Consider the following 24720-nt stretch of genomic DNA (forward strand, 5'->3'; position numbering starts at 1 on the left):
GGCAGGCCGACCGGCCGTTTCGCACCCAGGGCCACCGCGACTCCTGCGGACCGTGCTTCGAGCCCGATCCCGACACCGCCGCGTGTCCCCGGCGCCGGACACCCGCCAGCCCCGCAGTCATCCCGAAGGGAAGCCCCGCCATGTTCCGGATCATCAGTGCGTCCCGGCTCAAGGAACTCGACAACCTTGCCTCCTCCTTCCCCCTTGTCCGCAGCGAGTGCGACGACCTGCGCAAGAGGCTGGAGGCTGCGCACCGCGAGGCGGAGAACCTGAACCGCGACCTGGAGCAGAACACCGCCCGGTTCGGGAAGGAACTCGCCGCGGCTGTCCAGGAGACGGAGGACCGGGTCGCGGCAGCCGCCCGCGCAGGGCTTGACACCACGGCCCGCCTGAACCCGGGCAGCCGCCACCTTCCCCTCGACCCCGGCACGCTCGCCGTGCTGATCGGGATCCCCGGCTGCGGCAAGTCGACCTTCGCCGCCCAGTACCCGCCCAGCTGGCGGGTGTGCCTGGACGAGTACCGCCTGGCCGCGACCGACGACATGGCGGACCAGTCGGCCACTCCGGTCGCCGCCCAGATCCAGAACCTGCTCCTGGACGCCCGCCTCGCCCGAGCCCGCACCATCGTGGCCGACAGCACGAACGTCCTGCCCCACGTCAGGGCCGCACTGCTCGCCCGCGCCCGCTACTGGCAGCGCCCCGCCGTAGCGGTCCTGTTCGACGTGCCGCTCGCCACGGCGCGGGCGCAGAACGCCGTGCGTGAACGCGTCGTACCCAGGCACGTACTGCACGACCTGCACGCCCGGATGCCCACCCCCAGCCGGCTGCACGCGGAGGGCTTCACCACCGTGCACCTCGTCTCCGACCTCACCCCGGTCACCGGGGGCACACGGTGACCACCACAGTGGGCGACTTCTTCCGCACGTGGAGACACGACCTCCGCGGCCGCTTGTCCCGCCTCCTGGCCCCCGGAGAGCGTGATGGACCGGCCGCCCGACGGCAACTTGGTCGACATCGACCCCTATGACGACGGCAGCTTCCCGCAGTTCGGCAACAACCAGGCCCCTGGCGCGGTGGCCGTCCGCGCCGCAGCACGCGGGAACGGACCCGTCCCGGCGGAAGGGCTCGCCACCCGCCGCCAGTCACGGGCACTCGGCCTGAGCCCCGGCGGCCAGGACCCCGCCGCACGGCTCATCTGCCGCGGCGGACAGCGGTGGGCGTGGCTGTACCGCGTCGACCTGGCCGTCCCCAAACGCACACCCACCCTCCCCCAGGAGATGGCCCTGGACCGGGCGATGGCAGCTCGCCAGACATGCCCGCAATGCCTGAGGCGCTACTACGCGTGCCTCCCGCTGCGCACCCAGGGCCGCTGCGACCCCTGCGAACAAGGCTACGAGCCCTCCGCCGACACCGTCATGCTCCCCGCGCCGGACACACACCACCCGGCCGCATAACCACACACGGAAGAGAGACCCGCCATGATCACCCAGCGCGGCGACCTGCACAAGAATCTGGATGACGCGTGCGCCGCGGTCGCCGGAGAGATCGCACGGACGGACAGCAAAGCGTCCCTGCTGCTGGCCTTCGACGGAGCCGTACTCGCCGGACTCGCCACCGTCGCCGACAAGGACCTGCCGACCGTGACCAAGGTGCTCGGCGCGCTCGCCCTCCTCACCCTGGGCATCACCGCCGTGCTCCTGCTCCTGGTCGTCAGGCCCCGCCTCCGCGGCGACGACCGCGCCTCCTTCCCTCACTGGGCGCGGCTCGACGAAGACGCCATCCGGTCCAGCATGGAGGGCGACACCCGCGCCGCCCGGGTCCGGGTGCTGTCCAGCCTCGTGGTCGGCAAGTACCTCCAGCTGCGCCGCGCGGTCGACCTCAGCCTCACCGCCCTGGCCCTGCTCGCGCTGGCCGCCGCCGGCCTCGCACTGTGACAGCGGCCCCGGGCCCCGCCCGGTCCTGCACCTGACCGGTACTGGCGGCTGCCTGATCCACCCGTACCGCCACGTGCGGGGCCGGGTGGTGAAGGGGAGCCGGACAGCCCGGTCCAGAAGGGGAACCCGTGACCAGCACGCACACACAGATGAGCCAGAAACAGATGAGCCAGGAGGCCGCGCTCCTGCTGCGCGCGGCCCGCCAACAGCGTGGCGAGCGCCGCGAGCACATGCTGGAAGAGGCCCGGCTGTGGGTCCGCCTCGCGGAGACCCCCCACGACGACGTCCCGCACCAGACCGTCCCGGAGGGCACGGTCATGCGGATCCGTACCCGCGCCGGCGCGCTCACCGTCGTGCGGGAGACCATGTGCCGCCAGGGCCGCGAGTTCCCGTGGGCCTGCCTCGGCTGCGGTGAAGGCCGGGAGATCGGCCGCGCGCACCGCGCCGACGCCCGTGAGGAGGCCACCCGCCACGCACACGACTGCTGGGTGCTGCCCGCCACGCAGGCCGAGCTGGAGTCCCGTTGACCCACACAATCACCCCGGCCGGCCGCCTCACCGCCGCCCTCGCCGCCGTCCTCGGCCCCGCGTGGACACAGCCGACGGTGCGGGACTGGCCCGTCGTTTTCACCCACGAGAGCGACGACAGCGACCTCACCGTCTATCCCGACCGGAAGCACAGCAGGCTGGTCCTCGAGCTGGCCCCGGCCGGACTGGACGACTTCAGCCACCGCCGGTTCGCGACGTACACCCCCGACCTGTGCGGCCACGACACCATCGACGGCTGGCTCGCCCACGGCGATCTGGACACCGCAGCCGACGCCCTCGCGCTCATCCTGGGCCGACTGGTCGACCAGCCCCTGCCCGAGCGGCCCGAGCCCCCGATCACCCCGCTGGAGCGCGAGCGTGAACAGCTCGCCCGGACAGCCCGGGAACTGTCCGCCCACAGCACCCAGTTCGCGGCCGGCCTCCTTTGGTCCCTGCCCGTGACCGAGGACGCCCGCCGCCTGGTCGCGCTCGCCAAGCTCACCCTGCGCACCGCCACCCGCGTGGACGAACTGCGCGGGACCAGGCACCACTGACCCGGACGCGCATTACCCCGGGCGGCCCACCAACCAGGCGAGACGCAGACAACCCCAGGACAGCATCTGCTTTGCGGCTTCGACTGCTGTCCCGGGCCCATCCTATCCGCACGAGACGAGACCAGGACCCGCCGCGACCCGGCCACGCCGGGCGCCCGCAGTTGACCAGAGAAGGACACCCACGCATGAGCATCACGATCACGAACACCTATGGCACCGCGCACCACGTCAGCGAGACCAACCCGGCCCACGTCACCAGCTGCGACCGGTACCGGCTCCCCCTCGTCGGCACCATCGCCCCCGGAAACCCCGGCTACGAGGACATGGTCGACATGCTGCGGGAGAACGGCCACGACACCCGCGAGGGGTACGGGCTGATCTTCCTGGAGTCCGAGGAGTTCAGCGCGACGTACTTCGGGTCGATCGAGCAGATTGAGAAGTACAAGCGCGAGAACGTCGACGGCACGGCGACCTTCGACGCCTCGCAGGGCGTCATGTACGCCCAGTGGCCCCACGGCAAGGGCTGGGACGACTTCCTCCCCCGCACCTTCTGGAATGTCAAGGCCCGCGGCGGCATCGCGGACGGCGTCGGCCTCGTCACCGCCTTCGCCCACACCGAGACCCCGGACGCCGAGGTCATCGTCTACGAGTTCGAAGGCACCTGGAGCTCCGGCGGCACCCCGCAGCAGCTGGTCACCTACCACTGCACCGCCTGCCACCTCGACACCTTCCACGACTGCGGGCACGTCCACGAGAACACCGGCCCCAGCAGCCGACGCTGGGCCGCCCGCCAGGCCCGCCAGCACCTCATCAGCGCCCACCGGCACGGCGTCGGCGACACCAAGGGACCCTGCTCGATCATCCGCGAGCTCCGTGCCGGAGTCCGCCCGCCCGTCTACCGCGCCTGACGGACGCTCCGTGCCGCCCCGGCCTCCTCGACGGAGGCCGGGGCGGTCGCGGTGCTCACCAGCGCTCCCCGCGGCTCCTGGTCGGCCGAGGAGTTCGCCGCCGCCCAACGCGCCCAGGGCATCAACGCCCGCGTCGTGATGGACCTCGGCAGCGACCGGTTCCTCGTCATCACCGACACCACCTACTGAGAGGCGCACATGACCGACATCGAAACGCCCGAGGCCATCCGCTACACCGCCGACGCGGTGGCCCTCACGCCCAACGGCGACGTCCTGCTGATCGAACGCGACTGGCCGCCGCACGAGGGCGCTTGGGCACTGCCCGGCGGGCACGTCGACATCGGCGAGACCAGCCGTGCCGCCGCTGCCCGCGAGCTCGAGGAGGAGACCGGCGTCCGGGTGGCCGCCGATGACCTGCGCCAGATCGGCGTCTGGGACTCCCCCGGGCGCGACCCGCGAGGCCGGTACGTCACCGTCGCATACGCGGCCGTCGTCCCCTCCACCACCCGGATCACCGCCGGAGACGACGCCCGCACCGCCCGCTGGTGGCCCCTGGCCAACCTGCCGGAGTGCCTGGCGTTCGACCACGCCGACATCCTCCGAGCGGCCACGGTCCCCACCCCCTGAAAGACCACCACGAAATGCCGGAGTGCCGCCCCGACCCTTCCCGGCTGGGGCGGCACTCCGGTGTCTCCGTCCGACTCGAGCCTGGAGGCTCCATGACGACCGACGTGTTCATCGACTCCTTCGGCACCTGCTGGCAGGACCCGCCGCCGCCCCGCTACCGCGCCGCCGTCCTCGGCATCAACCTCACCAACGCCCTGCTGAACCCGCCCGACGACCCGGCCCTCGCCGACATCGTCGCGCACCAGACCGGACAGGACGCGGGCGTACGCGACTACGTCCTCAACACCCCCGGCGCCGCCCGCATCATCACCGACGCCGTGCACGAACTCACCGCACTGCTCGCCGCCGCACAGGGCCGCCCCGTCCAGCTCCTGGCGAACTGCTGGTACGGACGCCACCGCTCCGTTGACCGGACCAAGGAGTCCTGATCTTGATGCGTTGTGTCTTCTGTGCCATCGCCGCCGGGGACGCCCCCGCCGTCATCGTCCGCGAGTGGCCCGACGCCCTTGCGGTCCGTCCACGCAGCGGCGGCGTGAACGCCGGGCACGTCTTCGTCCTGCCGCGCGTCCACGTCGAGAACGCCAGCACCGACCCGGACGTGACCGCCGCAGTGATGCGCCGGGCCGCCGAGCTGATGGCCGAGCACCCCGCCGCGAACCTGATCACCAGCAAGGGGGAGGCGGCGACCCAGACCGTTTACCACCTCCACGTCCACGTCGTCCCCCGCCAGGAGGGCGACGGTCTGCCCCTGCCCTGGACCCCGCAGCACACCGCCCGCGCCGCCGCGCAGATCGGAGAGACCCGATGAGCACCGTCCAGCTGGTCATGGCCCGCGAGCCGATCCCCACCGGCCCCTCAGTGTTCCTCGCCGGGCCCACGCCGGACAAGAGCGCCCCCGTCCCGTCCTGGCGGCCCGCCGCGCTGGCGGCCCTGGCCGCCCGCTGGACCGGACCAGAGGTGCTGACCGTCCTGTCCCCCGAGTCCCGCAACGGCATCCGGGCCGAGCGCTACGAGCACCAGGTCGACTGGGAAACCTCCGCCCGCGCCGCCGCCGACGCGGTCCTGTTCTGGATTCCCCGCGACCTGAAGACGATGCCCGGCATGACCACGAACGTGGAATTCGGGCTGGACGCCCCGAGCGGCCGGGCCGTCCTGGGGGCCCCGCCGGACTGCCCCAACCCCGAGCGCAATCGCTACCTGATCTACGTGGCCCGCCGCCACTGCGTACCGGTATGCACCACCCTGACCGACACAGCAGCCGCGGCCCTCGCCTTGGTCACCACCCCGTACGCCCCGCTAGTCCGGTAAAGACCATTGCGGTCGCGGAGAGCCGCCCACCACATCTGGTGGGCCTGATACAGCGGCACGCCGTAGCGGTCGAGCACCGCCACATCCGCCACCCGGTCATGCCCGCCTCCCACTGAACCCCACCCGCCCCCGGCCGCCGGGACCAACCCGGTCCCGGCGGCCCCATCGAATGCGAGATCCGATGCCCACCGTCTTCACCCGCCGCGTCACCTACGTCACCGCCCTGCGCATCCCGCTCGCTGCGCCGTCCGCACCGTGCGCCGCCCACGACCCCATCGACCCGCGAGTCAGCAGCCACCTCGTCAGGTCGACCGCTCCACCCTCGCCTGGTGCACCGCCATCCAGATGCTCGCCGACCACCACCACACCGGCATCGACCGCCAGGTCCTCGTCGCCGACGCCCTGCTGCGCGAATTCGGAGTACGTGGCCTCGCCCAGCTCCACTCCGACCTGAACCGCGGCGCCCCCATCGACTACCGCTTCACCCGCTGCCCGTACTGCTCCGGCATCGGCGAGGACCCCACCCAGCCGACCTGCGGTGAAGTCGGCTGCGCGCCGTCGCTGGAGTTCGCCGGACACGATCACGGGTGCCCGGTCTGCCACGACGACTACCAGCCCCAGTGGTTCGCCGAAGAGCAGATGACCGAACTCGAAGAACTGCTCGCCGACGCCATCGAAGAGCGAGAGGAGCGCGTCTCACTCCGCTACCGGATCCGGACCTGGCTGCGCCGCGGAGAGCCACGCCCGTGATGGCCTGCTTCTGCCGCACTACTTCCCCCGCACCCCGGAAACCAGGTCGTCCGGCCAGTTCCGCGCAACCTCGCCGCCATTCGCGCCTCGCAACTACTGGGGCCCGTGGCTCTAGTTAAACCTCGCCCCGCCCAGCGTCGACAGAGCGCAGTCCTCAGGCGGCCGACAACGAAGTTCTGGCGGGTTCGGTGCTGGGTATCACCGAACCCGCTGGATCACGTCACGCAGTCACATGTACGCGAGGAGTGAAATGCGAGTCGACAACTTGACCGTCGTCTTTCTCGCTGACCGTACGACTATGCAGGCCGGATGCCACGCACTTCTGGCGGTCACCACGCTGGCGCGGGAGGACTGCCTGGACGACGAGAATTACGAGCAGCTGACTGAGTTCGGCCGGGATTTCCGCACCGTGCCTGCGGGGGTCCATGACGTCCACGCGAAGCTGAGCATCGGCAACCTGGGCTTCGAGGAGTACGCGGCATGGGCTCACGATGATCCCGAGGATGTCTACCGGTCCTTCTGAAGGAGGAGCAGGGGCCTGCGGACAGAGCCTTCATCGGCTCTGCCGTCGCTCTCCCGACGGCCTTCAACCTCAGGCGGGTCCGGTTCAGCAGCCAGGGGCCGAAGAAGTCTCGGAGCTCCGTCTCAGTGGGTTGGGGCATGACGGTGATTACGCCGTAATCACATCACTGAAAGTTCGGTGCGGGCTCGGGTGATTACGGCGTAATCAGCGCCGATGCAACAACTGCTTGGTCTAACTAACGTGTCGATGGGTCGGAAGATCTTGAGCGTTAGTATGGTGTCATCCATGAGTTCGCCAGCCACCTCCAACGACCGCGAGAAGGTCGTCTCCAAGCTGCCGGGATGGCTCCGGCAGAACCTCAAGATCAGAGCCGCCCAGCGCGGCATCGACATCCAGGACGCCGTCGAACAGGGCATCAGCGCCTGGTGCGGCCTGGCCTCGGTGACCGACACGATCGACACAGCGGGGGCCGACTCCTTCTCCACCTTCCTGCCTCCAGGCCAGTGGGAAGAGTTCCGGCAGTCCGCCGCCGACCGGCGCGTCTCTCTGATCCAGGGCCTCGCCCAGTCCGTGCAGCTGTGGCTCGACACCACCCCGTCACCGGACATCGAGCGTCCTGCAGTCACCCGCCGCATTATCGTCTGCAACCAGAAAGGCGGAGTTGGCAAGACTGCCATCACGGCAGGCCTCGGAGAAGCCCTCGCCGAGGACTCCGACACGCTTCATCCCGTCCGGGTTGCCAAGGCCCTCACCAAGGCCCTGCGCGCGAGCGAGACGAGAGCCGACGAGACCGCACTCGACGAAGACCTGCTGAGCATCGAGAACCTGCCCGGACCAGGGCTGCGCGTACTGCTTGTCGATTTCGACCCGCAGTGCCACCTCAGCAACCAACTCGGAGCCTCACCACTCCCCCTCAACGGCGACAGCCTCACCAACCACATGGCAGGCGATCCCAAGGGCGATCTCCGCGACCTCATCGTCTCAGTCGACGACGACTCGTTCGACGGCCGCCTTCACCTCCTGCCGGCCTGCAACGACGCCTTCCTACTCGACGTACGCCTGTCCGCAGTCCGAGCACGCGAAGCCGCCCTCGAGCGGGCACTCGCACCCCTCGAAAGCGATTACGACGTAATCATCGTCGACTGCCCGCCCAGCCTCGGCCTCAGCATGGACGCCGCGGCCTACTACGGCCGCCGCCGTGACGGCGAGAAGCCAGGCCAGTCCGGCGCCCTGATCGTCGTCCAGGCCGAAGACAGCTCAGCCGACGCCTACGAGCTGCTCACCTCGCAGATCGACGACCTCCGCGGCGACCTCCAGGTCGACATCGACTACCTCGGCATCGTCGTCAACCTGTACGACTCGCGCCGCGGCTACATCGCCACCTCCTCACTCCAGGGATGGGTGGACATAAAGGATCCGCGAGTCGTCGGACTCATCGGAGACCTCAAAGAACAGAAGGAAGCCGTCCGAGTGAAGGAACCACTGCTGTCCTACGCCCCAAGATCACAGCAGGCGGTCGGCATGCGTGCCCTGGCAAGGGAGGTCATGTGAGCAAGAAGGCCGATCAGCTCGGCTCCGGCCGATTCGGCGGAGGAGTACGACCCGTCAGCGCACGCCGCCAAGCCGTCGCGGCCGCCACCGGCGTACCCACCGATGGCGTGCTCCCGCCCACCGAGCTTCCAGTCCACCGCATCAACCCCAACCCCGATAATCCCCGATCCACCCTCGGTGACCTCACCGACCTTGCGGGCAGCCTGACAACCCACGGCCAGAAGCAGGCCATCACGGTCATGAACCGCGATGCCTACGTCAAAGCCAACCCCGACCGCGAATCCGACCTTGAACCAGACACCACCCACGTAGTGGTCGACGGCAGCAGCCGCCTCGCCGCCGCCCGCGAAGCAGGACTCAGCACCCTCAAAGTCATGGTCAGCGACGACCAGGGCAACACCTCCGAGGAAATCCTCGAATCCGCCCTCGTCGCCAACATCCACCGACAAGACCTCGAAGAACTCGACCAGGCGAGAGCCCTCCATCGGCTCCTGGCCATCCACAAAACCCAGAGAGCACTGGCCAAGCGCCTCCACCGCTCACAGGGCTGGGTGTCACAGCGACTGGCCCTGCTCAACCTCACTCCAGAACTCCGCGCCCGAATCGGCGAGGAACCCATCGAGCTCCTGCGCGCCGTCGGTAACAAACCAGCCGACCAGCAGCAAGCCGCTCTGGAAGAACTCAAGAAGGAACATGCACGCAAGGAGGAACAGCGCCGGACGCCCAAGGCAGAGCCTTCTGCGCCAGACGGCGGCCGCCATGAAGCCGGAGAGGAAAGAAGCACTGATTACGCCGTAATCACCGCAGTGTCTGAGGAAGAGCCATCGCCCTCACCAGCCACCGAAGAGGAAGACGTCCCGGTGGCCGACACCCGGAGCGAGGTCACGCCAGCGGTCCCGTCACAAGGGACCGCTGCCGAAGCAACAACCGACGAGAGCAAGCCACCGAGGCGGTTCCCGTACAGCGATGGCCCATCAGCTGCCTACTGCCTGATCCACAAGATGCCCCCAGAGGAATTCGACAGGATGCTGACTCTGCTGATCAAGCACAGAGAAAATCAGCTCACAACAGGCTGAACTCGCGGCACCTCATGAGGGCGCAACCCGACAGGATTGCGCCCTCACGAGGTTGCATCGCTGGCTCCGTATCTGGGGCACGCACACATGAAGCGCAGGAGAGCGGCGCCAAAAGCAGGTCGTGCGGGGGAGCGGGCCGAGGGTCTGAGGACGGCAACCGTGCCCGCGTCAGGCTCGCGACAATGATCGCGGGATGCCTCCGATGCGTACAGCCATTAGGCCGGTGCAGGCAGTATCACGATGGTAGTCGATGTGGTCGTCCTCCTGCGCGGGCCTCGTGTCACCGATCAGCAAGGAGACCCGTTCATGGACGTCGAGATCCCTCAGACGTACGTGACACCACTGCGCGGCTCCGCTACCAGCCCACTGACAAGTTCCTCAGGTTCTCGACTGCCTGTGAGGCCGCCGTCCCGCAGCTGCCGAGGCCCGGCAAGGCGCAGCGCGAGGGCATCAAGCAGGCGCAGGCCGCGCGGAAGGCGTTACTGCTGCCGCGCGGCCCGGTCCGGGCCGCTCACCCGGGCACCTGCCTGGCCCGCTTCAACGACTACGTCAAGGCGGAGGAGGTGTGGGGTTCTCTTCCAGTGGTTGTGCTGTGCGCAGGGACCCCTTGATGCGTTCGCTTCCCTGGATGATGGTGATGCTCCGGGGGGTGGGGTCGGGCCAGGTCTGCAGGAGGTAGTCCTCCACAGGAACTTTGGTCACCTTGTCGTATGCGTTTTCACGTCCGCGGGTGTGCACGCGCATCCGGTAGGAACCAGGGCCCTGCACCCTCAGCAGGGGCAGTTCGTCGACCACTCCGGTGTGCAGCGAGTCCACACGCAGTAGCCCGTGCGGGACATGGACCGTGACCTCGACGATCTCCTCCCATGTGCCACCGCCCGGTGCCGGCGGTGGCCCCGGGCATGCTTCAGCCGATACCCGCACCGTTCCGGTGTGGATGCCGACGCCGACCAGGGCACCCGTCCGCATGGGTGCCACAAGTCCGTTGGACCAGTCGGCGGTCTCGGCGGGGATCTCCCCCTGGTCGAGGACCCCGAAGGAGCCTTCGGGAACATACACGGTGCTCGTGACGGGGGACATCTCGCGATCCTCCTCCAACCGGTCTGCCGGACCCGGTGACAGCGGGCCCGGCAGACCATGGTGTCAGCGTTGCCGCGCTTTCATGCCCCGGACTGGGTCAGGGAACGATGACCACATCGAACGGGTCACCGTCCAGGACACGGTTGGCACGGAAGAACTGGGTGTTGGTACCGCCCTGGGACTGGTTGTCCCTCGCGGCGATCGCGCAGGCACTCGCTCCGGTGGGGCCCGTCCGTGCGGGGATGCCGCTGTAGGAGCAGCCGGAGAAGCTGCGACGTGCACCACCCGCGTTCAGTCCATTCCTCGTCCGCGCGATGACCGAGCTGCGCCGCCAGACGAACGACAAGGTCGCGATCACGGTCTACGACACCATCGCCCGATGCAGCCCCCGCATCACAGGGGAGCTCGTAGAGAAGGTGGTGGGCGACCTCGGCTTCCTCCCGAAGGACGCCAAGCCCGCCGACGTCGGCCGTCGCGTCCGCGAGCTCCTGGAGGCGCCCGAGAAGAAGTCCCACGCAGACGAGAAGAACGATGGTGCCCCGAACATCAGCTCGCTCGGCAGCGACTCCCCAAATGGGGAGTCGAGCCGGAAGCCCAGCAATAGCAAGGCAGAACCCCTTGCGACGAAGGACATCGAGCGACTGCAGAACACGCTCGCCTCCCTCCAGAAGGCAGCGAAGAAGGTGAACCTGTCCGCAGCACGCCGGGCCGTCGAAGCACAGCCCGACGGCGCCGTCCCGCTCATCCAGGAGATCGGTTCGCTGCTCCAGCAGATCGACAGGGCCGTGGCGATCAGGTTCCCTAAGGCGGAGTGACCTCCGAGGTCGATGACGAAGGCCGGCCCCAGACCACCGGGGCCGGCCTCCGCGTTCCCGAAGCCGTCAGGGCCCGGTGAGGATGTCGTGGGTGCCGATGCGACGCCAGATCACGTGCGGGGTGTCTGGGCGACGTGCTGGTCCGTACTGCCACGTGGCGCGTCCTGCGGGGCCGGTGCCCATGGACCAGGTCAGCTCGTAGATGCCCGGTGCTCGCTGGACACGCTTGATGCGGAGGCCGGCGCGGAAGCGGCCGGTGCGCAGGTCCTCGACGAAGGCCGCCACGGTCTGGCGGAATCGGCGGCGCTGTTCCGGGGTGAGGCGGTCCAGGTCGGCGGTGAAGCGGGGCAGGGTCTCGTAGGTCGGCACGTCGGTCCTCCGGGCAGCAAGAAGCCCCCGGCGCTGCCGGGGGCGGAGAGTCGGTGACGTGGTGCAGGGCGCGGCGTCTTTGGCCGCCGGGTAGGGGAGCGGTACGTAGATGTGCGCTGGTTGGCGGTGGAGTCGTCTGCTGGTGGTTTTCGGTGTTGGTGAGGCGTGTGTGACTGGTGGCCGCGCAGCATCTACATGGCCCTGGTGGTGTCCGCCGCGCGGGACCGGTGGCGCCGCGAGCGCCCGCCGGGCGGGATCGGCCGTGAAGTTTCGGTGACCCCTCCCGCCTCAGGGGATCGTGCTTTTCCGCAGGTCAGATCCGGTGTGTGCTGTGGCGATGCTGAGTGTTGCGAAGATCCAGAGGCGTAACGCGTGGCGGTACTACATACGCGGAGTGGCGTTCGGGGACGGCCGTCGCCCCGTCGGGCAGTCGTTGAAGGGCGCCCAGGAGCTGGCCGGGCTCCCACCGGGCCGGTGGCTGGGGCGTAGTCTGCGCGCGCTGGGGCTCACCGAGGGCGCGGAGGTGTCCGAGCGTCAGCTGGAGCTGCTGTTCGGCGAGGGCCGGCACCCGGACGCCGACCGCGTGGACGTGGCGCTCGCCGCCGTCGACGTCGCCGCGGTCGTCTTCACCGTGCGCGAGAAGTTCTCCCGGCGCCACATCCTGGCCGAAGCGCGCCGGCACCTGCTGGAGACGCTGCGCGGCCGCGAGTTCACCCGCGGCCTGGACGACTACATCGCCCACCGGGCCCTGCTCCAGTACTCCCGCCGCCGCACCGTCGCGAAGCCCGGCCGGAAGGCTCCGACGCCGGACCGGGTCAGTTACACCGCCGACTTCCCGCTGCCGCACCAGTGGTGGATCGCTCCCGCCGAAGGCACGCCGCCGCGCGAGTCCAGCCGCTACGAGCGGGCCCGGGTCGCGAGCCTTGCCGTGCAGAACGCGATCCGCGACGCCCGCATCCGAGCCGGCACCGCCACCGTCACCCAGGCGACGACCTCGGCCGTCTCCGCACCCGCCGATCACCGCGACCTCGAGGGCGAGGCTGCGTCCGCTCCCCACGCCGTCGACCACCCGGGCCGGGACGCCGCCCTGAACCCGGCGCAGCGGGCCGCCGCCGTCCAGGCCCACCAGCAGGCCGCGATGCCCGAGGAGTACCTGGAGGGCCGCACGACCGACCCGGAGACGTGGCTGCGCACACCCAAGAACCTGGACCGGCTCGCCGCCTTCACCCGCGCCGCCGACACCCGCCGCCGCGCCATGGAGGACCGAAAGGCCCCGGCCGTCGATCCGGCCAGTCCGGTCGACCAGCACCGCCAGGAGCACCAGGAGCAGCGCCAGCAGCCCGACCCCGGCCAAGGCCAGGCCCCCCGGCCGAGAACGCCGTGCGGCCCGCACGGCGGGACGGACGACGAAGTCACCGCGCCAGGCGCAGGCACGCGACCGACCGCCCACCCCCGACGCCGGCCAGGAACGGGGGAGGGTGCCAGGGACCGCTCCCTAAAGCACGGAGGCCCCCATGGTTGCCCCGACCCCGCCGAGCCTTTCGCCGGAGCAGCGCGAGCGCCTGGAGCAGCTCGCTGACGCGGCCCGGCTGCGCATGGCGCTGTCCCCGTCTCCGAAGCCGCCACCCGCCCGGCGCCGCTCTCGCTCCCGGCAGTACCTCGTCGGCCGGCCGAACCCCTGGCGCGCGCGGGGCCGCCGCCGGGGATGAGACACGCGGTGGACTTCACCGCGCGCCCATGCACGGAGGGGAGCGGAGACCACGGTGGTGCGGTGGGTGCGGTCCACTCGGTGCGCTCCACCCGGTGGGGGAGTGCGAAACATCCCGGCATCCGGTGCGGTGGGTGCGGTGCATCGGGCGCACCGGTGCGCCCGACGACGATGCTGTGCACTCCCACCCACCGCACCGGTGCACCGCACCCACCGCACCGGCGCGACGCACCGCCCGCTCCACCGGCGCGCGTCGGAGTGGCCGCCACTCCCGCACCTGCCACTCGATGCGGCCACAGAGGGTGACGGCGTATCGGGTGCGGTGCACTCGATGCAACCCCCTTGACCAGGTGTGCCGCCGGATTCCATCCGGCCTATCGGATGGAACGCAACCCTTGTCCACCCGTGAGTTTCGGCATGATCTTCGAAGTTTTCCCTCGACACACTCCGCTACCGCCACGGAGACGCCCCACACAGTGCCCTTGATGCCCGGTGCGCGAGGGGAGATCTCTCCCTCCCGGCGCACCGCGCACCGTCACCGTCCGGGGGAAGTGCGTGGCGCGGAGGATGCCGTGCATCGCCGCATCGTGGTGCGGTCCACCGAGTGGAAGTGCACGACATCGTCCGCACCGAGTGGAGAGTGGAGTCCACTTGGTGCGCTCCACTGGGTGGGGAAGTGCGTTCCATCGCGCGCAACTCGACGCACCATGCGCGCGTCGATCCGCACCCGCGCGCGCCGCCCGGGGATCCGGTGCGTGTGGCGCGCTACACGCGCGGGCGGCGCAGGTTCTCCTTGGCCGACAGCAGACCGAGGACGGCGTGCTCCTGGTGGTGGGCGTGCCAGCGTTCCGCCAGGGCCCGATCGGTGAACAGGGCCAGCCCCCGCGCCGTCTCTGCGGTCAGGTCGACAGCATCGAAGCCGCCGGCGGCCTGGACGAACTCCAGCGCGATGTCGTGGAACCGCGGGCCCTGGAAGTAGGAGACGTGGATGTCGGCGGGGGCCAGAGGCTGGCCGCTCTCGTCGGACACGAGCGTGTTCGACGCCTTGCGGGACTCGTAGTAGGTGTTGACCTGCGGCTGGATCTCGGTGCGCATCGCGGCCAGCACGCGCTGCCGGTGGGTGGGTGCGTCCAGGCACTTCTGGTACGAGAAGGCGACCTTGCTGCCATCGACCAGGACCGCTTCCGGGCCTTTGTGGTGACCGCGCGGGGTGGGGGTGATCCGGAAGCGGTCCACCCCCGGGCCGACCTTCTCCGCCGCGTCGGGGTGCATGTCCAGCAGGTCCCGCAACAGCAGGTCGTCGTCCTCCTGGTCGACGTCCTGTCCGAGGCCGTAGCGGCCCAGGACCGCCTGCACCGCTTCCTGCCGGGCCTTCTTCGTCGCGTAGCGGCGCGGGCCGATCCAGACCTCGGGCACGTTGAGCTCCTCTGCCAAGCGGTTGACGGGAGCGCTCACGCTAGAGCACGCCCCCAGGTCCGGACGGAGCTTCGCTCTTGCTGTCCGCCTGCCGGGGGACAGGGAGCCGATCGTGATGCCGCTCACGGACAAAACAGGAGGAAATGGGGCTAGTCGAGGAGGAATCGGACACCGGATGTCGCGGACGGCTAGACGGAAGACAAGGGGGTCCTTCCGACGGTGGCCCCGGCCTGCACGTACAGCCGCGTACGGGCCGGACGCTCACCGACCCGGCCCGCTGGCCGGAGAAACCGAGGACCCCGTGCCCGCCGATCTCACGCCCGACTCCGCCCGCGACCACCATGCTCCCGGCGACCGCCGGACTTCCGAGGATGTCGACCAGGTCCCACAGGCCCCCTCCACGGGCCCCTCCATCGCCCCCTCCACGACCGCTTCGTCCGCCGGGCGCATCTCCGCAGGTCAGACCCGTAAGTCAAGGTCCGCCGATGCGTTCGACAACCCTCCTAGGTCACAGGTCTGGAAGCCGACCGGAGTGCGACGCAAGGAAGTGCTGAGGGCTCTGGGGATCTTCCAGCGGGCTACCGCCGATCAGCTCTGGCGGATGCTGCGCCCCGCCGACCGGCACGACCGGTGCACCAGGGACACCCTGAAGGTGTTGGAGAAGACGGGCCTGGTCCGGGAGGAGACGCGACTGGAGTCGGGACACAAGCTGTGGGCGCTCACGGAGAAGGGCCACAAGGAAGCCAAGACGCTGCTGCCGAAGTCGGTGCGGATCTCCGCGCTGCGCAAGCTCCGCCTCGATGCCAGGGGCTGGCCGGTGAAGGACGACGGCTACGACGAACACGCCGCCGCCGTCACCTCGACCGCCGCCGTGCTGACCGGGGCCGGGTTCGGCACCCCGCTGTCGTGGCAGACGGAGATCGCCCACCGCCTGCCGTACGGGTACACCCAGTACGCCGACCTGACGATGCGCGCCCCGGACGCCGGGGTGCCCGCGATGCTCCTGGAGGTCGACCGCGTCAACGAGCCCGTCGACGACCTGACAGCGAAGCTGCGCCGCTACAGCGACTGGTTCGAGCTCCTGGCGCCGAAGGCCGACAAGGACCGCGAGCGTGCAGCCCGCCGGCAGGGTGCGACCGTGCACGCCTTCCGGCTGTGGTCGCGGATCTACCCGGCGACCGGCCGCGAGGGCTACGTGCCGGTGGCGTTCGTGTTCACGGGGAAGACCGCCGCGCAGAGGGCGAGCCGGATGCGGCGCCTGGAGCAGGCCGCCCGCCGCTACTTCGCCGGCACCCCGTACCCGTGGGCCGGGTTCACGGCCGTCGACTACCACCAGGCGGTGCCCGTGGTCGTCACCGAGTTGGAGCGGATCACCGCCGACCCGGCCGGGGCCGCGGGCAGGGTGTGGCGGCGGCTCGGGCGTCAGGAGTGGCAGACGCTGAGCGAGGCCCTGGACAACCCGGACGGCGAGCAGCTGTACCGGGTGCAGAAGGAGCAGTCCCGCAGGCGGCAGGCGGAACGCAAAGCCGCCGAGCGTGAGGCGCAGCGGCCGGTGTGCGCCCGCTGCGGGACGAAGTTCACCGACGAACGCTGGCAGTCGGTCGTCCAGTGGCGGAGCCCCGGGGACAACCTGTGCGGGCCGTGCCGGCAGCAGGACATCGACCGTGCGGAGGCGGAGCGCGTCGCGCGGCGCGAGGCGGAGGACTCTGCGGCGCGGGAGGCGGCCGAAGCGGAGGTGAAGAAGAGCCGCGGCCTGTTCGGGCGACGCCGGTAGCGCGGCGAGGGCGTGGGCGAGTCACCCTCGGACGGAGGCTCGCCCACCCCGGCCGGTTGCCGCGACGCGACGCTAACGAGGACGGTGCTCTACCTTTCCGCCTGCTCGGTCCCGCGACCGCGTCTCCACCTGGGAGACCGGCGCGGCCGGGCGGAAAGGGATCGTCACCATGACCTTCATCGAGCCCAGCCTGTACGTCCGCGACGGCTTCGCCGAAGGACGGCTCGCCGACGCCGCGCGGCCCGCGCGGCCCGCGCGGGACAGCGCCTGGACGAACTGCAGGAGCAGGCGCCCACGCTGACCGACGGCCAACTGCGCGACGGCGTGTACCGGGCGCTGCGCCGCTTCACCCAGGATCAGCCGCCCACGTGCCAGGTCGACAGCATCACCGCTCTGATCCGCCGGGGGGAGCGCACCGACTGGCCCGTCTCCGACCGTCTGCCCTGCGCCTGATGCCCGCCTCGCGGGAGGGCGGCCCCGCGCCCTCCCGCCGGACGGGAGAGGCCGAACTATCGGTCGCCGCCGGCCTTCCGCTGTCGGTGGTGGCCGGGACGCTGGCCGGATGAACGATGGTGACGAGCAGCTGCTGCGCGGCCGGGTGTACGGCTGCGACCACGACGCCCCCAACCCGGGCCCGCTGCCGCACCAGACGTACGCCGCCCTGGTCGGCGGCCCGTTGGACGGCCTGCTGCTCGACATCACGGGCTGGCGGCCGGAGGAGATAGACGACGGTGTCGCCCTGATGACCGAGCTGGGGCAGTGGCCCGGCGGCCGCGCCTTGTACGACCCGCTCCCCGACGCGCCGCGCCCGGCCGCCGGCCCGGGGGTGGTGTGCCGCTTCCACTACTCGGGCGACACCCCCTGACCGCTGCTCACGACGCCGGGCCCGGCCCTCCAGGGGAGGACCGGGCCCGACGTGTGTGCTCGGTCGTCAGCGGGCGCTGCGGTCGATCAGGGGTCCGTGCTTCCACTGAGGGAGTGTGAAGTTGTCGGCGAGGTGGCGGGCGGGTAGCGACTTCACCGAAAGGCGGACAGCCGGTAGTCGGTGGGTGGGAGGCTGGATGCGCCGGACGGCCCGTCACCGGCCGTGACCTGAGAGGGACCGATGCCTGTCACCCGCACCCTGCTGCTGCCCGTCATCCCGGACGCCCTCGATGCCCTGCTGGAGCTGGAGGACCCGCTGCTCCTGACGCTCCGGAACCCCCTGAACCCGGACGCCAGCGGCGTGCCGGTCCCCGGAGCGCCCATTGAGGATGTCTCCGCGGCGTACTGGCGGGTACTCGAAGCACTGCCCGACGGCACACCGGAGCTGGTGGGCGAGACGGAGGACGAACTGCCCGGCGTCCCGATGCTCGTCGGCCCCGACGGCGGGCCCCTGGTGCACCTGGCCGCTATCAAGGTGGCCGACGCGGACATCGCACTGCTCGCCGCGTTCGCCGACGCCCTCGACCACGCAGTCCGGCCGAAGCCCGGCCCGGCGTTCGAGACGCTGGCCAGGGCGCTGGACGAACTCGCGCAGGAGCCCGACTACCCGTGGCCCGAAGGAGACGCGGCCACCGTCGCCGGGTGGGCACGACAGGCGCTGTCGCCCGTGCTGCACTCGCCTTTCGAGGGCCCGCGAGGCACCGCCGACCACGAACTGCTGTCCGCGGTGCTGCGCCGCGCCGCAGGCAGGGACCGCGTCGCCCTGGACCAGGACGAGGCGGAGGCGGTCGGACGCGTGATGGCGAACATGGTGCGCGCGGCGACCGGCGACCCGCGAGCGGTGGTGTAGATCCGGCCCAGGCGGGATTGGGTACATGTACATGTACCCCTATGACGCGGGAACGGGTCCGGTGGCCGGCTGTCGTGGACCGGGCCCGGGAGATCGTGGACAGCTACGACGACGGGGTGCCGCTGCGCCAGGTGATGTACCGGCTTGTGTCCGAGGGGGTGCTGCCGCACACTCCGTCGATGTACCGGCATCTGTCCTCCCACCTCGCGAGAGTACGCCGTGAGGACCGCTTCCCCGATCTGATCGACACTCTCCGCGAGGTCCACGTTGCACCGGCCTGGCCGGACGCGGGCGCCTTCCTCCGGGAGACGATCGACTGGTTCCGCCGTGACCGCACCCCCGGCCAGTCGCACGCCGTGTGCATCGCCGCCGAAATGGACGCCCTCCGCCAGCAGCTGACCGGCTGGCTCTCTCCTGCGGGCATTCCGGTCCTCGTGGTCCGCGGCTTTGGCTCCCAGTCGTACGCCGATGTCATCCGCGACCGCGTCACCGCCGACCCTCGCGCAGGCGTTCTCCTCATGGTCGGCGACTGGGACCCTACCGGCAGATGCTTCCCCCAGATCGCCCGCGAGGAAGAACAGCGCCGCGCCCTGGCCGCCTTCCTGGACGGCTGGGGCGCGGCGGGTGGGGGAACGCCGTCGTAGCGCGGTAAGGCGCTCGCGGGCTCAGACGGATACCGGAGTTGCGCGAAGGGCTGCGAGCGGGGAGCGCCGGCCCGTCTCCACGGCGCGGGTGTTAGGAACAGTTGGACTGCCTCAGCGGCTGTGCTGTCCCACCTGAGACGACGGTGTCGAGGCATGAACACTGACTGGACCACTGAGTGAGCTGTCTCAGAATGAGTTGAGCAACTTCACCCTTCGTCTCGGAGCTGGGGGGTACTGGGTTGACGAAGCACAGCAACCTGCTCACCCCACGAAGCGTTCATTCTTCGTCGGCCGCACGCTGCCACTCTCCCGTATAGCTCGGCTGCCGCCTGCTTGCGCCGGAGTTCCACCGTCGCCACAGCACCGCCAACCCGCGCTCGCAGAGAGCGGTGCGGATCAGGCGGCGGCGCGCAAGTCGTTTTGGAGAAGCCAAGGTCGGGAGTGGTTCGGGCGGACTTCCGCGATGGGGGTCCCTTCCTCGTGGGAGCGGCATATCCTGACGACCTCGCGGCCCAGCGGAGTTCGGATTGGTGATGTGACGTGTCGCCCGATGCCCAGATCGACCTCTCCGGTGCAGTGGATCGACGGATGGCGTCAGCGCGGGAGTGGGACGGCCTCATCGAGCAGGTCCGCGCGTTGGACGGGTTTGCCGACTTTCTCCGGCCGCCACGCCTAGAAGCGCTGCTTCCGGCGGCGGCCTACGGCCCGATCGCCATCATCAACCTCAGCCGCTGGCGCTGCGACGCGTTGGTCGTCGGCACCGGTGGCATGCAGGTGGTCGAACTTCCCCGTCTGACCCTCGAGACCGTCGTCGACCGGACCGACAGTTACCTTGTGGCTCTGAGTAATGTGGACCACGCCGCCCACGAGGTGCACACGACGTGGCAGCGCTACGACGGTGGCGATGGCACCCTGGCCGCAATCCGGAGGTACACCGAGGCGAAGCTGGCCTATCAGCGCGCCGTCAACGACCGGGACCGCACGCTCGACGCGGCGTTGGCGTGGCTGTGGGACGAGATCGCCAATCCGGTGCTTACCGCAATCGGCCTGGTCGACCCGCCCGCGCCCGGGCAGCCCTGGCCTCGTCTGTGGTGGTGCCCGACCGGACCGTTGACTCTGCTGCCGCTGCACGCCGCCGGATATCACGACGGGACCGGGCGGGCTGTCGTGGATCGAGTGGTGCCGTCCTACACGCCGACCTTGCGTGCCCTGCTGGAGGCACGGCGGCCGCTCGACCCGGCGCCCGACGACGAACGCATGCTGATCGTCGCGGTGCCAGACACCCCCGACGCGGTGCCGCTCACCGATGTCATGCGCGAACGCGACTTGCTGACATCGGTCTTCGCCGGCCGCAATACGTTACTGGAGGGCGATGCCGCGAACGTCGACGCGGTGCTCACGGAGATGCCTCTGCACCGCTGGGCCCATTTCTGCTGCCACGGCGGTCAGGACCTCGCCGACCCGTCCCGGGGCGGCTTGCTGCTGCACGACCGCACCCTGAGCGTCGCCGAGATCAGCGCGCAGCGGCACAACGGAGAGTTCGCGTTCCTGTCGGCATGCATGACGGCAACCGGCGGGGTCGCCCTGCCCGATGAAGCGATCACGCTGGCCGCCGCGCTGCACTACACCGGCTACCGGCGAGTGATCGGCACGCTCTGGTCGGTGCATGACGACACGGCCGCCGACGTCGCGGCCACGGTGTATGCCGACCTCACCGCGACCGGGCGGTTTGAGCCCGAGCGGTCCGCCGACGCCCTGCACCGCGCGATCCGCGAGTTGCGGGACGTCCACCAGCTTCCGCCGAGCGCGTGGACCCCGTTCACACACACCGGTCCCTGACCCGACAGGAGTGTCCATGGCCGCCAGCACGCCGATCGGTGAGCCGCTGCCCTACCTCGAGATCACCGATGAGGACTACGGTCAGCGCGCCGCGAGCGAGTTCACCGTCGAGGAAGTTCGCTCCGGCACGCTGATCCTTCGCGGCCCATGCCCACGCTGCCGGGCCTCGCTGGAGATTCCCGTCGTCAGTACGATCGTCCACCGCCGTTCCTTCGGCCGTCACTGGCGACGGGTCGACCGGCCGCAGGCGGCGGATCAGGTCGAGCCGATGATGTGCACATGCGAGGACGATCACTCCAACCGACCGGACGGCCGCTACGGGTGCGGCGCCTACTGGACGGTGATCATTCCGGCGCGGCCATCGTGAGCGGCTATCTGCGGCCCGGGCCCGGCCCGGCCACCCCGGCCGACCTGCTCAGTGCCCGGGATCGCGACCATTTGCTGCGCACCGAACTGACCCGTGTCCGCGAGGCGGCCGTGGCCTGGCGCAACGGTCTCGGCGGTCTGCTCGCCGCGCTCATCGGGTTCAGCCTGATCAAGGGCCGCGCCGACATCGGTCAGCTGGCCCCGGGTTGGGCCGTAGTGGTGGGCGTGCTGCTGCTGACGGCGTTGCTCGCCGGCGCCGTCGGGGCCCTGTTGCTCATCCGCGCGGCCCACGGCCGACGGCCCCGGATCGCGTCGGCCAATACGGTTCCGCCGGGCCGGGCGGCCGACCACCTCGAGGCGCTCGCCGCAGCGACAGTGTTGCGGCGGGGCGTCACGTTGACCCTGGTCTGCACGGCTTTTCTGGTCGCCGCGGTCGCCACGACCTGGTACGGCCCGGAGCGCGGCAAACCCGCGCTGCGGATCACCACGCCCGGTGGCACCGTATGCGGATCGGTCATCCGCGTTGACCGCGGCACCCTCGTGCTCAAGACGGCCGATGGTGAGATTGCGACGGATCTGACCACGGCGTCCGCCTTGCAAGCGGTAGAGAAATGCGGAGGCTGACATGTTGGACGAACAACTGGCGGTCTTCGCGCGACGGCTTGACGCGTTTCACCTCCACGGCAATCGCTCTGCCGTGCTGGATCCCCAGGCGGTCACCGAGGCCAAGCAGCTCTGGGCGAACAACCAGGGTCCCGACGGCGGCGTTCGGCTGGAGGTCGTGTTCGTCGTCGCCAAGCTGTACTGGCTGCGGCACCAGGCGCGGCCCGGCCATGACGACGACGATCTGGGCATCGCGGTGGACCTGTTCATCGCTCTTTACGAGAACGCCCCCCAGATGGTTCCGTATGAGGTCACCCCGTTTTTGGCCGACCGTCTGCCGCACCTGAGGCAGACCCAGGAGGCGACGGACCTCCTGGGCGGCCTGAGTTCCACCGACGATCCGGACGCGCTCGTGCACGCGATCTCCCTGCTGCAGCAGGCGATTCCCAGCTATGCACCGCACGATCCCCTCCGGGCCGTCGCCCTGTTCAACCTCGGCACCGCCCTGCGCATGCGGTTCGACCGCGCAGGCGACCCGGAGCTGTTGCGCTCGGCGGCCGAGTCGCTTCGCGAGGCTGCCGTCGTGCCACTGCCCGAACATTTCCCGCGGCCCGACGAACTGTCGACAAGATACGCCGACACGTGGGCCGTGCTGGCCGACGTGAGCGGCAACCTGTCCGATCTCGATGCGGCGATCGAGGCCACCGAGGCGCTGGCGGCCGCCGGGGGCGTCGGCCGGGTCAAGAGGATGACCGGGCTGTGCGACCTGCTGCGCATCCGCTTCGAATTGGCCGGCGACCGAGCTGCGTTGGCCAGGGCCGTGCGATTCGGCCGGGCCGCCGTCGACGTGGTCGCACCCGACGATCCCGAGCGGGCTACCTGCCTGTCTCATCTGAGCGTCGCCCTGCGGGCTGTGGCCGAAAAGGACCGTGACGCAGCCGTGATGGCGGAGGCCGTTTGGTTGTCCCGGGCGGCGGTCGACCTGGCGCCGCAGGACGCGACCTTTCTGTCGAACCTGAGCGCCGCGTTGCTAGGCTTCTTCACGTCATCGCAGGATTCCGCCGACGTCGACGACGCCATCGACGCGGCGCAGCGCGCGGTCGACCACGCCGACGGCGACCGGGTCCGAGTTGCGGCGTTGTCCAACCTCGCCGGCGCGCTGCGCCTTCGGTACCGCCAACTCGGCCAGCTCGACGATCTGAGCCGGGCGATCGACGCGCTGCTTGCCGCGGAGGCCGCCGCAGGGATCGTCGTCCGCGTTCCAGTGCTGGGCAACCTGGGCAACGCGTACGAGAACAGGTTCAGCCGCACGGGCAATGCTGCCGACCTCGATGGTGCGATCCGGGCGCTGAGGTCGGCGGTCGCGCTGCTCACCGAAGGGCACTTTGCCTGGTCGGTCGCCGTCGGAGGCCTCAGCGCTGCGCTCTGCACCCGGTTCGAGCTGCACCGCCGGGACGCCGACATCGATCTCGCGATCGAGCTCGCGCGCGACGCCGTGACGTCGGTCGGCCAGGACGGCGCGACCTCCAATCTCATAAGCCTCGGCAACGCGTTGATGACGCGGGCGAAGTACACCGACTCACTCGACAACCACGCTGCGGATCTCGACGAGGCTGTTGGCTGCTTCCAAGCCGCCCTGGACCGGGTACCCGAAGCGGAGGCCGGGATGGTGGCCAACCTCGGGGGGGCGTTGTCGGTCCGCTTTCACGCCACCCGGCGGCAGGCTGACCTAGCCGCCGCCATCGACCACATGAACACTGCGCTCACGCTGTTCGACCCGGGTGATCCGTTCCGGAGCTATCTGCTGAGCAACCTCGGCAACTGCCATCGCATCAGGTTCGCGTGGTCCCGCGATCTCGGCGACCTCGAACGGGCGGCCGCGCTCATCGGGGAGGCTGCCGACCGCGCGCCGGACGACGATCCGCGGAGATTCAGCGTCCTGTTGAACCTGGGTCATGTGCTCGAGACGCTCATGCGGGAGCGCGACGGCGCCGAGGACGACGCGACGCGGGCGGTGTCGGCCTGGCGCGAGGCAGCCAGCATGCGGACCGCGAGCGCGGGCCAGCGCTTTGAGGCGGCACGGAATTGGTCGGAACTGGCTGCGTCGCTGCCCGGCCAGGAGGCGCTCGCCGCCGACGGGTACGCGGCGGCCGTGGACCTACTACCGATGGTCGCCTGGCACGGGCTGGAACGCGGCGACCGGGAAAGCCTGCTGACCCGTTCGACCGGCCTGGCCAGCGCCGCCGCCGCGACCGCCCTGCTGGCAGGCAGGCCGAACCAGAGCATTGACCTTCTCGAGCACGGCCGAGCTGTCCAATGGACACAGGCCCTCCAGCTACGCACGGACCTCGCCGCCCTGCGCGCGGCGGCACCCGAACTGGCCAACCGCCTCGACGCCCTGCGGCAGGAACTAGACAAACCGGTCGTGGAAATTGCGGCACCGAGCTGGCTCGTTGACCAGCCAGGTAGCCAGGTAGCCAGGTAGCCAGGTAGCCAGGTAGCAGCAGACGCAGGTTCTGAACGTGCTCACCGGGAGAAGGGGAGGGGGGCGAGTCTTCGGTCGCTGTCGTGCTT

29 protein-coding genes are annotated in these 24720 nt (G+C 70.2%); 26 read left to right on the forward strand and 3 right to left on the reverse strand.

What is annotated here, in order from left to right:
• Positions 1–140 precede the first annotated feature (140 nt).
• From ACIQNG_RS35470 to ACIQNG_RS35540, 15 genes are all read left to right on the forward strand, one after another.
• Entirely contained in the window at positions 141–896 is a 756-nt protein-coding gene (locus ACIQNG_RS35470) for an AAA family ATPase (protein WP_401490900.1), read from the forward strand.
• Between the two features lie 84 nt (positions 897–980).
• Complete coding sequence (locus tag ACIQNG_RS35475) at positions 981–1454, forward strand: RRQRL motif-containing zinc-binding protein (protein WP_401490902.1); 474 nt, start codon at positions 981–983, stop codon at positions 1452–1454.
• A gap of 24 nt (positions 1455–1478) precedes the next feature.
• Positions 1479–1934: a Pycsar system effector family protein gene (locus ACIQNG_RS35480; RefSeq protein ID WP_401490903.1), complete on the forward strand. Its 456-nt coding sequence runs from the start codon at positions 1479–1481 to the stop codon at positions 1932–1934.
• A 128-nt stretch (positions 1935–2062) separates the two neighbouring features.
• Positions 2063–2461: a hypothetical protein gene (locus ACIQNG_RS35485; RefSeq protein ID WP_401490905.1), complete on the forward strand. Its 399-nt coding sequence runs from the start codon at positions 2063–2065 to the stop codon at positions 2459–2461.
• Entirely contained in the window at positions 2458–3015 is a 558-nt protein-coding gene (locus ACIQNG_RS35490; RefSeq protein ID WP_401490907.1) for a hypothetical protein, read from the forward strand. The genes ACIQNG_RS35485 and ACIQNG_RS35490 overlap by 4 nt, the downstream gene beginning before the upstream one ends.
• 185 nt (positions 3016–3200) lie before the next feature.
• On the forward strand, positions 3201–3923 hold the full coding sequence (locus ACIQNG_RS35495; protein WP_401490909.1) for a hypothetical protein: 723 nt from the start codon (positions 3201–3203) through the stop codon (positions 3921–3923).
• Between the two features lie 51 nt (positions 3924–3974).
• Positions 3975–4112 carry a hypothetical protein gene (locus ACIQNG_RS35500; protein WP_401490911.1) on the forward strand — a complete coding sequence of 46 codons (138 nt, stop codon included), beginning with the start codon at positions 3975–3977 and terminating at the stop codon, positions 4110–4112.
• 9 nt (positions 4113–4121) lie between these two features.
• Entirely contained in the window at positions 4122–4550 is a 429-nt protein-coding gene (locus ACIQNG_RS35505) for an NUDIX domain-containing protein (RefSeq protein WP_401490913.1), read from the forward strand.
• A gap of 92 nt (positions 4551–4642) precedes the next feature.
• Positions 4643–4978, forward strand: coding sequence for a hypothetical protein (locus ACIQNG_RS35510; protein ID WP_401490915.1), 336 nt, complete (start codon positions 4643–4645; stop codon positions 4976–4978).
• Positions 4979–4983: 5 nt separating this feature from the next.
• Positions 4984–5358, forward strand: coding sequence for an HIT family protein (locus tag ACIQNG_RS35515; protein WP_401490917.1), 375 nt, complete (start codon positions 4984–4986; stop codon positions 5356–5358).
• A complete protein-coding gene (locus ACIQNG_RS35520; protein ID WP_401490919.1) occupies positions 5355–5858 on the forward strand; it encodes a nucleoside 2-deoxyribosyltransferase domain-containing protein in 504 nt (167 codons plus the stop codon). Before ACIQNG_RS35515 ends, ACIQNG_RS35520 begins: the two co-directional genes overlap by 4 nt.
• Before the next feature lie 255 nt (positions 5859–6113).
• Complete coding sequence (locus ACIQNG_RS35525) at positions 6114–6608, forward strand: hypothetical protein (RefSeq protein ID WP_401490921.1); 495 nt, start codon at positions 6114–6116, stop codon at positions 6606–6608.
• A gap of 250 nt (positions 6609–6858) precedes the next feature.
• Positions 6859–7131: a DUF6924 domain-containing protein gene (locus ACIQNG_RS35530; RefSeq protein ID WP_401490923.1), complete on the forward strand. Its 273-nt coding sequence runs from the start codon at positions 6859–6861 to the stop codon at positions 7129–7131.
• A 285-nt stretch (positions 7132–7416) separates the two neighbouring features.
• Positions 7417–8682: a ParA family protein gene (locus ACIQNG_RS35535; protein ID WP_401490925.1), complete on the forward strand. Its 1266-nt coding sequence runs from the start codon at positions 7417–7419 to the stop codon at positions 8680–8682.
• Entirely contained in the window at positions 8679–9758 is a 1080-nt protein-coding gene (locus tag ACIQNG_RS35540) for a ParB/RepB/Spo0J family partition protein (protein ID WP_401490927.1), read from the forward strand. The genes ACIQNG_RS35535 and ACIQNG_RS35540 overlap by 4 nt, the downstream gene beginning before the upstream one ends.
• 549 nt (positions 9759–10307) lie before the next feature.
• Here the strand turns inward: ACIQNG_RS35540 and ACIQNG_RS35545 are convergent.
• Positions 10308–10838 (reverse strand): hypothetical protein, encoded by a 531-nt coding sequence (locus ACIQNG_RS35545; protein ID WP_401490929.1) that lies wholly within the window; start codon positions 10836–10838, stop codon positions 10308–10310.
• Between the two features lie 314 nt (positions 10839–11152).
• Here ACIQNG_RS35545 and ACIQNG_RS35550 point away from each other — a divergent pair, with 314 nt between their 5' ends.
• The gene (locus ACIQNG_RS35550) at positions 11153–11653 is read left to right on the forward strand and encodes a hypothetical protein (protein ID WP_401490931.1); all 501 of its coding nucleotides are present in this window, start codon (positions 11153–11155) and stop codon (positions 11651–11653) included.
• 66 nt (positions 11654–11719) lie between these two features.
• On the opposite strand, the gene ACIQNG_RS35555 is transcribed toward ACIQNG_RS35550, so the two are convergent.
• A complete protein-coding gene (locus ACIQNG_RS35555; protein ID WP_401490933.1) occupies positions 11720–12022 on the reverse strand; it encodes a hypothetical protein in 303 nt (100 codons plus the stop codon).
• 337 nt (positions 12023–12359) lie between these two features.
• Between ACIQNG_RS35555 and ACIQNG_RS35560 the strand changes: the two genes are divergently transcribed.
• On the forward strand, positions 12360–13601 hold the full coding sequence (locus ACIQNG_RS35560) for a hypothetical protein (protein WP_401490934.1): 1242 nt from the start codon (positions 12360–12362) through the stop codon (positions 13599–13601).
• 894 nt (positions 13602–14495) lie between these two features.
• Here ACIQNG_RS35560 and ACIQNG_RS35565 read toward each other — a convergent pair.
• Entirely contained in the window at positions 14496–15164 is a 669-nt protein-coding gene (locus tag ACIQNG_RS35565; protein ID WP_401490936.1) for a DUF3223 domain-containing protein, read from the reverse strand.
• A 514-nt stretch (positions 15165–15678) separates the two neighbouring features.
• Here ACIQNG_RS35565 and ACIQNG_RS35570 point away from each other — a divergent pair.
• From ACIQNG_RS35570 to ACIQNG_RS35610, 9 genes are all read left to right on the forward strand, one after another.
• Positions 15679–16920 carry a replication-relaxation family protein gene (locus ACIQNG_RS35570; protein WP_401490938.1) on the forward strand — a complete coding sequence of 414 codons (1242 nt, stop codon included), beginning with the start codon at positions 15679–15681 and terminating at the stop codon, positions 16918–16920.
• A 169-nt stretch (positions 16921–17089) separates the two neighbouring features.
• Positions 17090–17221: a hypothetical protein gene (locus ACIQNG_RS35575; RefSeq protein WP_401490940.1), complete on the forward strand. Its 132-nt coding sequence runs from the start codon at positions 17090–17092 to the stop codon at positions 17219–17221.
• Positions 17222–17482: 261 nt separating this feature from the next.
• Positions 17483–17785, forward strand: coding sequence for a hypothetical protein (locus tag ACIQNG_RS35580; RefSeq protein ID WP_401490942.1), 303 nt, complete (start codon positions 17483–17485; stop codon positions 17783–17785).
• Between the two features lie 240 nt (positions 17786–18025).
• Complete coding sequence (locus ACIQNG_RS35585; RefSeq protein ID WP_401490944.1) at positions 18026–18694, forward strand: hypothetical protein; 669 nt, start codon at positions 18026–18028, stop codon at positions 18692–18694.
• Positions 18695–18735: 41 nt separating this feature from the next.
• The gene (locus ACIQNG_RS35590; RefSeq protein ID WP_401490946.1) at positions 18736–19338 is read left to right on the forward strand and encodes a hypothetical protein; all 603 of its coding nucleotides are present in this window, start codon (positions 18736–18738) and stop codon (positions 19336–19338) included.
• A 540-nt stretch (positions 19339–19878) separates the two neighbouring features.
• On the forward strand, positions 19879–21177 hold the full coding sequence (locus ACIQNG_RS35595; protein ID WP_401490948.1) for a CHAT domain-containing protein: 1299 nt from the start codon (positions 19879–19881) through the stop codon (positions 21175–21177).
• Between the two features lie 16 nt (positions 21178–21193).
• Positions 21194–21544, forward strand: coding sequence for a hypothetical protein (locus ACIQNG_RS35600; RefSeq protein WP_401490950.1), 351 nt, complete (start codon positions 21194–21196; stop codon positions 21542–21544).
• Positions 21541–22167 (forward strand): hypothetical protein, encoded by a 627-nt coding sequence (locus ACIQNG_RS35605; RefSeq protein ID WP_401490952.1) that lies wholly within the window; start codon positions 21541–21543, stop codon positions 22165–22167. Before ACIQNG_RS35600 ends, ACIQNG_RS35605 begins: the two co-directional genes overlap by 4 nt.
• Before the next feature lies 1 nt (position 22168).
• Complete coding sequence (locus ACIQNG_RS35610) at positions 22169–24631, forward strand: hypothetical protein (protein ID WP_401490954.1); 2463 nt, start codon at positions 22169–22171, stop codon at positions 24629–24631.
• The last annotated feature ends 89 nt before the right edge of the window (positions 24632–24720 follow it).

The organism is Streptomyces sp. NPDC091377 (assembly GCF_044757045.1).
In the GTDB taxonomy this organism is placed as follows: domain Bacteria; phylum Actinomycetota; class Actinomycetes; order Streptomycetales; family Streptomycetaceae; genus Streptomyces.